A 12,686-nucleotide genomic window follows, 5' to 3' on the forward strand; every position below is an offset into this window, starting at 1 on the left:
CTCAAGGAAGCTTCCATGGACACCAAACTGCTCGATATCCTGGCCTGCCCGATCACCAAAGGTCCGCTCAAGCTCAGCGCCGACAAGACCGAGCTGATCAGCAAGGGCGCGGGCCTGGCCTACCCGATCCGCGACGGCATCCCGGTGATGCTGGAAAGCGAAGCGCGTACCCTGACCGACGACGAGCGTCTGGACAAATGAGCCTGGACTACACCGTGGTGATTCCCGCCCGCCTGCGCTCCACGCGCCTGCCGGGCAAGCCGCTGTTAACGATCGCCGGCAAGCCGATGATCCAGCACGTGTGGGAACAGGCGCGTAAAAGTGCTGCCAGCCGTGTAGTCATCGCCACCGACGATGCCAGTATCGTCGAGGCCTGCCAGGCGTTTGGCGCCGAAGTGCTGCTGACCCGCGCCGACCATGAGTCCGGCACCGATCGCCTGGCCGAAGTGGCGGCGCGTCTCGGCTTGCCTGCCGACGCCATCGTGGTCAATGTGCAGGGTGACGAGCCGCTGATCCCGCCGGTGATCATCGACCAGGTGGCGGCGAACCTCGCGGCCCACCCGGAAGCCGGCATCGCCACTCTGGCCGAGCCGATCCACGAGCCGCAGGCCGTGTTCAACCCCAATGCGGTCAAGGTCGTCAGCGACAAGAACGGCCTGGCCTTGAGTTTCAGCCGTGCGCCGCTGCCCTGGGCGCGTGATGCCTTCGCCAAGGGCCGCGACCAACTGCCCGAAGGTGTGCCCTACCGCCGTCACATCGGCATGTATGCCTACCGCGTGGGCTTTTTGCAGGACTTCGTCGGCTGGGGCCCGTGCTGGCTTGAGCAGACCGAGGCGCTGGAGCAGTTGCGCGCCCTGTGGCATGGCGTGCGCATTCATGTCGAAGACGCCATCGAGGCGCCCGCCGTGGGTGTCGACACCCCTGAAGACCTGGAGCGCGTAAGGCGCCTGCTGGAGGCTTGATGCGCGTCCTGTTCGTTTGCCTGGGCAACATCTGCCGCTCGCCCACCGCCGAGGGCGTGCTGCGTCATCAGTTGCAGGCCGCAGGGCTTGCCGAGCAGGTGCACGTGGCGTCGGCTGGTACCGGTGACTGGCACGTCGGCAAGGCCCCAGACGGCCGTACCTGCAAGGCCGCGCTGGCCCGCGGGTATGACCTTTCGCAGCAACGCGCCCAGCAGGTGAGCGTGGCGCACTTTGCCGAGTACGACCTGATCCTGGCCATGGACGAGAGCAACCTGAGCCACTTGCGTGCCCTGCGCCCGCATTCGGCGTCAGGTGAGCTCGACCTTTTCCTGCGCCGCTATGGCGCGGAGCTGGATGAGGTGCCAGACCCGTACTACGGTGGCGCCGCCGGTTTCGAGCAGGTGCTGGACCTGATCGAGGTGGCGTGCCAGGCATTGGTGGTGGAAATCAAGGGGCGGTTATGACAGCGCTTTGGCAGGAGCAGGTTTCGCTCAAGCCTTTCAATACCTTCGGCATTGACGTCAAGGCCCGGTATTTCAGCCAGGTGCATGATGATGACGAGGTGCGCGAAGCGCTGGCCCAGGCACAGCAGCGCGGGCTGCCAGTGCTGGTCATCGGCGGAGGCAGCAACCTGCTGTTGACCGGTGATATCGATGCGCTGGTGCTGCACATGGCCAGCCGTGGCCGCCGCGTGCTGAGCGATGACGGCGAGCGCGTGGTGGTTGAAGCCGAGGCGGGTGAGCCTTGGCACCCGTTCGTGCAGTGGGCGCTGGCGCAAGGTTTGTGTGGGTTGGAAAACCTCAGCCTGATCCCGGGCACCGTGGGCGCAGCACCGATGCAGAACGTGGGCGCCTATGGCGTCGAGATCAAGCATGTGTTCGCCGGCTTGACTGCGCTGGATCGCCAGACCGGTGAGTTGCGTGATTTTGGTCTGGAAGAGTGCGCCTTTGGCTATCGCGACAGCCTGTTCAAGCGTAACCCTGGCCGCTGGTTGATCTTGCGGGTGCGCTTTGCGCTGAGCCATACGCTGCAGGCTCATCTGGATTATGGGCCGGTACGCCAGCGCTTGGTGGAGCAGGGCGTTGAACAGCCCAGCGCGCAGGCGATCAGCGACGCTATCTGCAGCATTCGCCGGGAGAAGTTGCCGGACCCGGCCGAATTGGGCAATGCCGGGAGTTTTTTCAAGAACCCGGTGGTCTCTGCTGAGCTTGTCGAGGGTATTCGCGGGCGTTTCCCGGGCGTTGTGGCTTACCTTCAGGCTGATGGCCAGGTGAAGTTGGCGGCGGGGTGGCTGATCGAGCAGGCGGGCTGGAAGGGGTATCGCGATGGCGATGCGGGCGTGCATCGGCTGCAGTCGTTGGTGCTGGTCAACTATGGCCAGGCGAGCGGGGCGCAGTTGCATGACTTGGCGCGGCGCATCCAGGCGGACATCCGCGAGCGGTTCGGGGTTGAGCTCGAGATGGAGCCTAATCTGTACTGATTGTTTGGTGCGGGCCGTAGTGCCGCCATAAAAGCGCATAGCCGGTAGCGGCCGCTTCCCGGCGGTGGGAATCCAGTTGCTGGCAAGCCCGGCAGGCGCTTTGGGGCCGATGTAAATCGTGACGCTGCCGTCCGCATTTTTCTTCATCGCGTCCAGGTCATAGGAGGACAGTGTCGTGCGATTGGTATCGCTGTAGATGAACGACATGGTGTCACGGTTATAAACGGTCAATGCCCAGAACTGTTTGACCGGCATGTTGGCGGGGACGCTGATCTTGTAGGTCTTGCCAGGCTCAAAGGGTTTGCCGTTTTTATCGGACATGGCCATCAGGTATTGGGTTGCCGGTGAGTCGCTCAATGCCTTCGGCATATAGGTACACCAGAAGTACTCCGCCGCCCGACCGATCAGATCAATACTGTCGGCGTACTCAAAGGAGAAACGCTTGTTTTCATCCGTCATCAACAGCGAAGCATAGTGGCGATCCGGCCAATAGAACTTGTCTTTGGGCAGGTTATCGAACCTCAGCGATGGTAAGCTGCCATGCGTAGAGACACGACCTTAGACCATATCGCGGAAAGGCTCCAACGCTGGTGAATTTTGCACATTGATCGCCGTTGCCTACGCTCATCCCTGCTTAGTCGATTTCAGGGGATGAGTGATGGATCTGGAAAAACATTGGAGTTACACCCGTTCGGCACTGTTCGCGTCGCTGTGCGTTGTACCCATGGCCCAGGCTGAAGATTCGGCAGAATTGGCGAAAAAAGCCCTCAATCCCGTGGCAGCCATGTACAGCTTGCCGGTGCAATACAACTGGGATCAGAAAATGGGGCCGAGCGGGGAAGGCATGCACAGCGTGACCAATATTCAGCCAGTGCTGCCATTTACCCTCAACGATGACTGGAACCTGATTTCGCGCACCATCCTGCCGATTATTGATCAACACGGCCTGGCACCCAACGGTGCGGCGGACAAGTCGGGTGTCGGCGATATCACCCAGAGCTTTTTCTTCTCGCCCAAAGAGCCTACGGAAAGTGGCTGGATACTCGGTGTCGGCCCGGCGTTGTTGGTTCCCACCGGTAGTGATGAATTGCTCGGTAGTGAACAGTGGGGCATCGGCCCGACCGCCGTTGCGCTTAAACAGGCCAATGGCTGGACTCACGGAATACTTGCCAACCATATCTGGGGGCTGGAGGGCAGCCCGCCGGACGACAAGGAAAAGGTCAACCAGACCTTCCTACAGCCTTTTCTTTCCTACACCACCAGCACGCTCACCACGTATGGGGTCAATACGGAATCGACCTACAACTGGCAGTCACGCGAATGGTCGGTGCCGATCAATCTCACGGTCACGCAATTGTTGAAGATCTCAGGGCACCCACTGACGGTACAGGCTGGGCCGCGATACTGGCTCGACAGCCCGGATGATGGCCCACAGGGCTGGGGGGTTCGCTTCGCCGTAACGTTGTTGTTTCCACGCTGAGACAGAGGCGAAGCGATCAGCATTCAGAAGCGCCAGGTCGCACCGCCACCAATGATATGTAAGGCCGCATTGCGGTAAGTACCCGAAAGCGTATCACCCGAGCGTGCTTTCGTTTGTTCGACGTCCATATCGCCGAGCCAAACCAGGGTATAGGCTGCGTGCAAATCCAGCCCTTCATCGATTTGGTAGTTGACTCCAGTAGCCAGTCGCCAGGCTTCCCCCATGGGGTTGTCAACCGTACGATCCTTATCATCGACTGCTGAGCTGTCGTAACCGATGCCCATGCTCCAGCGTAATTTTTGGGTGGCCTGGTATTGGGTGCCAATCGAGGCGTGCCAGGTGTCTTTGTATTTGCGGTCAACGGTTCGGCTGACATCGGTAGCGCTTACGTCGACGTCTATGCCGATGCTGCCAAACTCACTCCAGTCTTGCCAGCCGAGGCTGCCGAGTAGCTTCCATTGCGAATTCAATTCATGTGCGACGCTGATGAGAGCGGTCTGTGGCACCGCCATATCCAAGTCGAGATCATTCACGTCGAGTCTGCTCAACGCGGCGTTGATTAGTGGATTACTGACCTTGTTCACACTGGGGCTGTCCTTGAATTCCAGATCGATCTTGCTGGTGTAGGCCAAACCAATCTGCGTCCGCGCGTTCAGTCGGTACAGCAGCCCCAGATTCACCCCGGTTCCGACATCAGTGTCTTTGTACTCCAGTTGCCCGTCGGGACTGTCACGCAGTCCGAGCAAGTTGTTGTTGATGGCCATCTCGTTACGGTAGTAGGCGAACATGATGCGCGGCCCTATACCGATGGACAGATCATCGGTGAATTTGTGCGCCAGGGTGGGCTGAAACGACACGCCGATAATTGCGGCCTCTTGATTGAAATAGCGGCCAGCCCAGTCGTCGTCGTAATTCAGTGCGAGTCCAAAGTTACCGTACATGCCAAAACCGACCGCTGAGCGCTCGTCGATTTGATGACTGATGAACAGACTGGAACCGGGCAAGTATTGCAGGGCGTTGCCCCCTTCGTTGCCGTCGAACTGATTGTTACTGTCGCGGGAAAAGCGCATGTGGCCAAGAATTACCTGGGCATTGGCGCTGACCTGGGTTCCTTGCAGCTCGGTGATACCCGCCGGGTTGCTCATGAGAACACTGGGATCGCTGGCCAATGCAGCGGCGCCCGCGTTGGCCAGGCCGTTACCTTCCTGACCGGTTTCATAAACCAGAATTCCGCCCGCCCAGGCGTCGCCAGCAAGCAGACCAAGGCCGAAAATGATTGAGTGTGCAAGACGTTGGCGGCTGAGGTTGAGTGTATTCATCGCGCTTCCCTTTACGAACTCGGCGGGCACTGCGTATCGCCATCCAAGATGACTTAACGAAGTTTTGAAGCTTAGTCATGAATCGTAGAAATGCGATCACTGGCGGTGGACGCAGGTTTGACGGACGGTAAGAGCGCGCCTAGGGTTCACACGGTATTCAGTCTCAGGTCGATCTTAGAGACGGCTTGTGTCCGTCGCACCTGCACGTGAAAGGACGCTCACCATGATTTCATCACGCCATTGGTTGTCTTGTGTTCTGCCCTTGTGTGTTGCGCTCGGCAGCGCGATGCACGCGCAAGCCAGCACGCCGGATTTACTGCTGACCACGCCCGCAACACCTGACGTGGTGGAAAAGGGAATGCAAGCTGATGGCTATAGCCTGGCGATCTCGGCTTACAACTGGGGTTATCCGCTGGTGCGCATGGAAAGAGTGGCACGGGAATACATTACCGTTCCTTCGCCAAAACCAGACACCAGCTATCGCGCCGGCCTTAACCAGATTGGCTGGGCAACCGCGCTGGCGTCGCCGTCCGCCAAGGACATGCCCACCGCCAACAATGACACCTACTACATGAGCGCGGTGCTGGATCTAACCGAGCCCTATGTCTTGAGCGTGCCCGATACCGATGACCGCTATTACGTGGTCGATGTATTCAACATGTGGCAAGAACTTGAGCACTATGTCGGACGACGCACTACTGGCACCAAGGCCGGCAAATATGTCCTGGTGCCACCGGACTGGAAGGGCGAGTTGCCAAAGGACGCGAAGCGCCTCGACGTCTCGACCAAAAAAATCTGGCTGTGGGGGCGCATTCACGTCAAGCAGGGTGAAGATGTCGCGCCGATCCTCGCCTTGCAGAAACAGTTCAGTGTCGTGCCGTTGAGTGGCAAGTCGAACAAGGATGGGGCATTGCCTGCATTGCCGCAGACGGGCGACGACCCGCTGGGTTTCTTCATCGAACTGGCGTCGGCGCTCAAGGACAACCCGGTCAAGCCTGCCGACGCAGCATTGTTTGCCCAATTCGCCCGCATCGGCCTGACGGAAAAAGGCTTTTCACCCGATAAGCTGAATCCGGCCAATCGCAAAGGTCTAGAGCAAGGTTTGAAAGATGCCCCCTACGTGGCGATCGCGTCGCTGGCGAGCACGTCGGAAGTGCGCAATGGCTGGAACTGGGTGACCGGTCTTGACAGCTTTGGCTTCAACTACCCGCTACGCGCCATGGTGGCTGGCCCCTATCTGGGAGGCCAGGGTGAGCGTGAAGCGATGTATCCGTTGCGCTTCACCGATAGCCAGAATCAACCACTCACAGGGGCCAACCAATATGAAATAAAACTGGCCTCTGCACCGCCGGTGAATGCGTTCTGGTCGCTGACCATGTACAACGCTAGCGACAAAATGTTGGTCGACAACGAGATCAGTCGCTACAAGGTCGGTCCCGATACAAAGGGTTTGAAAGTCGCGGCGGACGGTTCAATTACCATTCCGATCTCCCACAAAAAACCGCAGGGAGAGAATGCCGCCAACTGGTTACCGGCACCCGAAGGCGGTTTCTACGTGATGTTACGTCTGTATCAACCTTCAGAGGAGGCTCTCTCGGGCAAGTGGCAGCTTCCACAGCTGAACAAGGTCAATTGAGTACCTGGGACGTCCTGTCCTAACCGTCGGCCAATAGCTTGGGCTTAGCCGTCCACTATTGGCCGATTCTGTTGAAAACGCGCAGCCACCAGGCCACTAGGCAAGAAAAAGCCCCGCCAGTTCGCACTGGCGGGGCTTTTTCATTCAGCCGTTGGCATCAACCGTGATGAGGCTTGTGCTCATCAGCGGTTTCCAGGGCCGGCTCTGCAGCTTCCTGCGCGGCCTTGGCAGCAGCTTCAGCTTCACGCTTGCGGCGACGGACTTCACGTGGGTCGTTCGGCGCGCGGCCGTTGGCCAGCATGACGGTAGCAGCTTCAACCACGGCAGGTGCTTCGACCGGTGCAGGCTCGACAACAACTGGCGCTGGCTCCACGACCACTTCGGGTTGCGCTTCGACAACCACGGCAGCCTGCTCGGCAACCACGGCTTCTTCAACGACTACCGGCGCCTGCTCGATTTCGCCGGCTTCAACTGCTGGCGCTTCGACTGGGGCTTCGACTGGGGCTTCGACAGGCGCTTCGGCAACGACCACCGCTTCAGCGGCAGGGGCCGCTTCGACAACTGGCTGCGGCGTGACTTCGACCACGGGCTCGGCGCTGGCCTCGACCACGGCGACAGGCTCGCTGAGCGGTTGCTCAACCACAGGGGCAACAGCGGCTTCCTCGGCCTGTGCAACAGCTTCGACCTGCTCGGACGGTTTGGCGGCTTCGCTGTTGTCGGTTTCGACGACTTCGGCGGTGGCGCGCTCGGCCTGCTGGTTGGCTTGCGCTTCGGCATCGGCGCTGATGTTGCTGCTGGCAACAGCTGCGGTGACGGCCAGGCCGGCGGCCAGTTCGGCACCCAGCTCGGTGGCCTGGTGCTGTTGTGGCTGCTCTTCGCTGCCTTCGTCTTCACTGCCTTCGATCAGCTCACCGTTGGCATTGCGCTGACGCTCGCGACGGTTGCTGCGACGACGCTGGCCGCGGGAACGGCGACGTGGACGCTCGCCATCTGCGCCTTCCTGCTCGTCCTGCAGCAGTTCATCGTTCGGCAGTTGCTCTTCGGCAAGCTCAGCAGCCTGCTCGGCCGCTTCTTCGGTGGCACGTGGCTGGCGCTCTTCACGCGGCGGGCGCGGGGCACGCTCTTCGCGTGGGGCGCGTTCTTCACGAGGGGCACGCTCTTCACGCGGTGCACGTTCTTCGCGAGGGGCACGCTCTTCACGCGGTGCGCGTTCCTCACGAGGGGCACGTTCTTCACGCGGTGCACGTTCCTCACGTGGTGCACGTTCTTCACGGGCTACACGCTCTTCACGTGGCTGACGCTCTTCGCGTGCAACCGGTGCCGGCGAGGCCTCCAGTGGCTCGCGCAGTTCGCGTACCGGGCGCTCTTCGCGGTTGCCACGACGGTCTTCGCGTGGCTGGCGTGGTTGGCGCTCTTCGCGAGGTGCGCGTTCTTCACGCGGGGCACGTTCTTCACGCGGCGCGCGTTCTTCGCGAGGCTGGCGCTCTTCACGCGGGGCGCGCTCGGCACGCTCTTCGCGTGGTTTGCGCTCTTCGTCGCGGCGGCCATTGCGGTTGCGGCTCTGCTGGCGGCCGTTACGGCGTTCTTCGTTGCGTGGCGTGCGATCAGCGGCTGGTTTTTCGGCCGTGACGGCCGGTGCGGCGACCGGTTCGTCCTTGCCGGCGAACAGGCTGACCAGCGACTTGACCAGGCCTTTGAACAGGCTCGGCTCTGGGGCGCTTGGCGCTGGGGCTACCGGTGCGGCGGGCTGCTGAGGCTCTTCGACAGCGCTCGGCACCGGCGCACTGGTGCGGGCCGGGGCGGTCTTGACCGCAGCCTCCTGGCGAACCAGGGTGCGCGTGGCGGCGGGTACCGGCGTCGCTTCTTCGGTCTCGGTGGCGGCGATCTCGTAGCTGGACTGGTTGTTCAGCACTTCCGGGTTGTCATCGCGCAGGCGCTGGACTTCGAAGTGCGGGGTTTCCAGGTGATCGTTCGGCAGGATGATGATGCGTGCGCGGGTGCGCAGTTCGATCTTGGTGATCGAGTTGCGTTTCTCGTTGAGCAGGAACGCGGCGACCGGGATCGGCACCTGGGCGCGCACTTCGGCGGTGCGGTCTTTCAGGGCTTCTTCTTCGATCAGGCGCAGAATGGCCAGCGACAGCGATTCGACATCACGGATGATGCCGGTGCCCGAGCAGCGTGGGCAGACGATGCCGCTGCTTTCGCCCAGCGATGGGCGCAGGCGCTGACGGGACATTTCCAGCAGGCCGAAGCGCGAGATGCGACCCACTTGCACGCGGGCACGGTCGGCTTCGAGGCACTCACGCACACGCTCTTCAACGGCGCGCTGGTTCTTGGCCGGGGTCATGTCGATGAAGTCGATGACGATCAGGCCGCCGATGTCGCGCAGACGCAGTTGGCGGGCGATTTCCTCGGCCGCTTCCAGGTTGGTCTGCAGGGCGGTTTCCTCGATGTCGCTGCCTTTGGTGGCGCGCGCCGAGTTGATGTCGATGGAAACCAGGGCCTCGGTCGGGTCGATCACGATCGAGCCGCCGGACGGCAGGTCGACGACACGCTGGAAGGCGGTTTCGATCTGGCTTTCGATCTGGAAGCGGTTGAACAGTGGCACGCTGTCTTCGTACAGCTTGACCTTGCTGGCGTACTGCGGCATCACCTGGCGGATGAAGGTCAGGGCTTCTTCCTGGGCGTCGATGCTGTCGATCAGCACTTCGCCGATGTCCTGACGCAGGTAGTCGCGGATGGCGCGGATGATGACGTTGCTTTCCTGGTAGATCAGGAATGGCGCAGCGCGGTCAAGGGAGGCTTCCTTGATGGCGGTCCACAGCTGCAGCAGGTAGTCGAGGTCCCACTGCATTTCTTCGCTGCTGCGGCCAAGGCCGGCAGTGCGCACGATCAGGCCCATGTCGCCCGGCACGGTCAGGCCGTTCAGGGCTTCGCGCAGTTCGTTGCGCTCTTCGCCTTCGATGCGGCGAGAGATGCCACCAGCGCGTGGGTTGTTGGGCATCAGCACCAGGTAGCGACCGGCCAGGCTGATGAAGGTGGTGAGGGCGGCGCCTTTGTTGCCGCGCTCTTCCTTCTCGACCTGGACGATGACTTCCTGGCCTTCGCTGAGGACGTCTTTGATGTTGACGCGGCCTTCGGGGGACTTCTTGAAGTACTCGCGGGAGATTTCTTTCAGCGGCAGGAAGCCGTGACGTTCGGAGCCGAAGTCGACGAAGGCGGCTTCGAGGCTAGGTTCGATGCGGGTGATCTTGCCTTTGTAGATGTTGGCCTTTTTCTGCTCACGCGCGCCGGACTCGATGTCCAGGTCGTAGAGGCGTTGGCCGTCCACCAGGGCTACACGCAACTCTTCGGGTTGAGTTGCGTTAATCAGCATTCTTTTCATGTTGTACCGTCGGTTTCCGGGCTGCCGGAAACGGCGTTCGGCACACACGACGTCTCATGGTCGGTGCCAAGGTGCGCAAAGGGTGGCGGGCCACCCCCGTGTCGAGCGACGTTCGGCACCAGCCGGTTGCCCAGCCTGCCGTTGTCACGACGACGCGTCCTGTTTGCTGCGGTGCCTACCAGGCCCTTGTGGCTTTCGAATAGGTATCCGAATCAACCCAGCGGGCCAAGTGCACTCAGTCAGGAGGAGGAATCAACCTTCAGCCGTGGACGCCCGGAGGCATCTGTTTCAGGACCTTATCCGCTCGCCGGCCATTTCAGTGGGCCGGTGGCCGGACGCGGTGCTACACGGTCCGAGGGCTGTGCATCTCCACCCTGCACGTATCCCTGATAATTCGGGTGCTGCCGCGCGCTGAATCCGCAACGGGTTGCATTTTTCGCCAGCGCAGGTTGAGCGCTGGCGCCATTCATGTCCAAGGCAGGTATTTCCGAAGCATTCGCCGTGCGTTGCGTGCAAACGTCGGGGCGGGCAGAGGTGCAGCGAAAAGAAGCGGGTAAGCAGGTGAAACACCGCACTTGTCGTTTTTTTTCAGTCTTCTCTACACAGCGCTGGTGGCGATTCCAGGCAATTCGGTAAACTGGCGAAAACCCCGTAGGACGGCCTCGCGTCCTGGAGAATTGCGAAGGTCAGGGACCGGCGAAGAGCCTGGTGCCGCTGGCCTGCCGCTTTTGGCGGCGTTCGCGACTATAGCAGCAATGATTAAGTGCTTCAATTCCATAAAAAATTGTTATGATCCCTTGATGACGACCAATACCCCTCCGACTTCCGGCGTTCAGCTGATCGAAGTCGCGCCGGAGCTTGCCGGCCAACGCATCGACAATTTCCTCATCACGGCGCTCAAGGGCGTGCCCAAGACCTTGGTTTACCGCATCCTGCGCAAGGGTGAGGTGCGGGTCAACAAAGGGCGCGTCAAGCCTGAATACAAAATTCAGGCTGGCGATATCGTACGGGTACCGCCCGTCCGCTTGCCTGAGCGTGATGCACCTGCGCCCGTAGCCCAGGGGCTGCTGCAGCGCCTTGAAGCGGCGATTGTCTACGAAGACAAGGCGCTCATCGTGATGAACAAGCCGGCGGGTATCGCCGTGCATGGCGGCAGTGGCCTGAGTTTCGGGGTGATCGAGGCGTTGCGTCAGCTGCGTCCGGATGCCAAGGAGCTTGAGCTGGTGCATCGCCTGGACCGCGACACGTCCGGCCTGCTGATGATCGCCAAGAAGCGCAGCATGCTGCGCCACCTGCATGCCGCCCTGCGCGGCGACGGTGTCGACAAGCGCTACATGGCGTTGGTGCGTGGCCACTGGCCGACCGCGAAGAAGCAGGTCAATGCGCCGTTGCTCAAAAGCAACCTGCGCTCTGGCGAGCGCATGGTCGAGGTCAACGAGGAGGGCAAGGAGGCGCTGACCCTGTTCCGCGTGCTGCGCCGTTTCGGTGAGTTCGCCACCATTGTCGAAGCGCGTCCGATCACCGGCCGTACCCACCAGATCCGCGTGCACACCTTGCATGCCGGGCACATGATCGCCGGCGACAGCAAGTACGGCGACGAAGACTTCAGTCGCGAGATTCGCGAGCTGGGTGGCAAGCGCCTGTTCCTGCATGCCTATGCCCTGACCGTGCCACTGCCTGACGGTGGCGAGCTCAAGCTGGAGGCGCCGGTGGATGAAGTGTGGGCCAAGACTGTAGAGCGTTTGAGTGCGTCCTGAGCGATGAAAAAGTCTTATGAGCTGCTGATCTTCGACTGGGACGGCACCTTGGCCGACTCCATCGGGCGCATCGTCGAGGCCATGAACGCTGCCGCCGAGCGCGCCGGTGAGGCGCCGAGTCACGATGATGCGGTCAAGGGCATCATCGGCCTGGCCCTGGGCGAGGCGATCCATACGCTGTATCCGCACCTGACACCCGTGCAGCTCGAGCGTTTTCGGCAGCACTATGCCGACATCTACACGGCGCTTGATCAAAAGCCGTCGCCGTTGTTCGAGGGTGTGGTCGAGTCGCTGGATGCCTTCCGTGCCGAGGGTTACCGCTTGGCGGTAGCAACTGGCAAGGCCCGTCGAGGCCTGGATCGGGTGCTCAAGGCCAATGGCTGGGAGCAGTTCTTCGATATCACCCGCGCCGCCGACGAGACCCGTGGCAAGCCACACCCGCTGATGCTCGAGGAGATTCTCAGCCATTGCGGTGTCGAGCCTGGGCGCGCGTTGATGGTCGGTGATTCGGCGTTTGATCTGCAGATGGCCAGCAATGCGGGCATGCACTCGGTGGCTGTCGGCTATGGCGCGATGTCGCTGCAGGCACTGGCCGAGTTCGGCCCGCAGGTGTGCATCGATCATTTCTCCCAGTTGCGTGAGTGGCTGGTCGGTTCCGCGTAATTTC

Annotated in this window: 10 protein-coding genes and 1 pseudogene; 8 read left to right on the plus strand and 3 right to left on the minus strand. The window is 61.3% G+C overall.

Annotation, left to right across the window (positions count from 1 at the left end; genetic code table 11):
- The first annotated feature begins 15 nt into the window (after positions 1–15).
- From LOY26_RS07185 to murB, 4 genes are read left to right on the plus strand one after another with little or no spacing between them, the layout of a single operon-like run.
- Complete coding sequence (locus LOY26_RS07185) at positions 16–201, plus strand: Trm112 family protein (protein WP_003247142.1); 186 nt, start codon at positions 16–18, stop codon at positions 199–201.
- Entirely contained in the window at positions 198–962 is a 765-nt protein-coding gene (kdsB, locus tag LOY26_RS07190; protein ID WP_047583572.1) for a 3-deoxy-manno-octulosonate cytidylyltransferase, read from the plus strand. The genes LOY26_RS07185 and kdsB overlap by 4 nt, the downstream gene beginning before the upstream one ends.
- Positions 962–1,426: a low molecular weight protein-tyrosine-phosphatase gene (locus tag LOY26_RS07195; protein ID WP_033700581.1), complete on the plus strand. Its 465-nt coding sequence runs from the start codon at positions 962–964 to the stop codon at positions 1,424–1,426. Before kdsB ends, LOY26_RS07195 begins: the two co-directional genes overlap by 1 nt.
- Positions 1,423–2,442, plus strand: coding sequence for a UDP-N-acetylmuramate dehydrogenase (gene murB / locus LOY26_RS07200; RefSeq protein ID WP_186653768.1), 1,020 nt, complete (start codon positions 1,423–1,425; stop codon positions 2,440–2,442). Before LOY26_RS07195 ends, murB begins: the two co-directional genes overlap by 4 nt.
- 33 nt (positions 2,443–2,475) lie before the next feature.
- On the opposite strand, the pseudogene LOY26_RS07205 reads toward murB, so the two are convergent.
- Positions 2,476–2,901: pseudogene (locus tag LOY26_RS07205) on the minus strand (DUF1214 domain-containing protein); the annotation flags it as partial.
- 265 nt (positions 2,902–3,166) lie between these two features.
- Between LOY26_RS07205 and LOY26_RS07210 the strand changes: the two are divergent.
- On the plus strand, positions 3,167–3,922 hold the full coding sequence (locus LOY26_RS07210; RefSeq protein WP_408980768.1) for a transporter: 756 nt from the start codon (positions 3,167–3,169) through the stop codon (positions 3,920–3,922).
- 23 nt (positions 3,923–3,945) lie between these two features.
- Here LOY26_RS07210 and LOY26_RS07215 read toward each other — a convergent pair whose 3' ends face one another.
- Positions 3,946–5,241 (minus strand): OmpP1/FadL family transporter, encoded by a 1,296-nt coding sequence (locus LOY26_RS07215; protein ID WP_186653786.1) that lies wholly within the window; start codon positions 5,239–5,241, stop codon positions 3,946–3,948.
- A 223-nt stretch (positions 5,242–5,464) separates the two neighbouring features.
- Here LOY26_RS07215 and LOY26_RS07220 point away from each other — a divergent pair, with 223 nt between their 5' ends.
- Positions 5,465–6,877 (plus strand): DUF1254 domain-containing protein, encoded by a 1,413-nt coding sequence (locus LOY26_RS07220; RefSeq protein ID WP_258714532.1) that lies wholly within the window; start codon positions 5,465–5,467, stop codon positions 6,875–6,877.
- A gap of 157 nt (positions 6,878–7,034) precedes the next feature.
- Here LOY26_RS07220 and rne read toward each other — a convergent pair whose 3' ends face one another.
- Positions 7,035–10,262 (minus strand): ribonuclease E, encoded by a 3,228-nt coding sequence (gene rne, locus LOY26_RS07225; protein ID WP_258714533.1) that lies wholly within the window; start codon positions 10,260–10,262, stop codon positions 7,035–7,037.
- An 800-nt stretch (positions 10,263–11,062) separates the two neighbouring features.
- Here rne and rluC point away from each other — a divergent pair.
- Together rluC and LOY26_RS07235 are read left to right on the plus strand one after the other, a co-directional pair.
- Positions 11,063–12,019 (plus strand): 23S rRNA pseudouridine(955/2504/2580) synthase RluC, encoded by a 957-nt coding sequence (rluC, locus tag LOY26_RS07230; protein WP_033700578.1) that lies wholly within the window; start codon positions 11,063–11,065, stop codon positions 12,017–12,019.
- Positions 12,020–12,022: 3 nt separating this feature from the next.
- Entirely contained in the window at positions 12,023–12,682 is a 660-nt protein-coding gene (locus tag LOY26_RS07235; protein WP_186653794.1) for an HAD family hydrolase, read from the plus strand.
- The last annotated feature ends 4 nt before the right edge of the window (positions 12,683–12,686 follow it).

This window comes from Pseudomonas sp. B21-047, assembly GCF_024748775.1.
GTDB lineage: Bacteria > Pseudomonadota > Gammaproteobacteria > Pseudomonadales > Pseudomonadaceae > Aquipseudomonas > Aquipseudomonas capeferrum.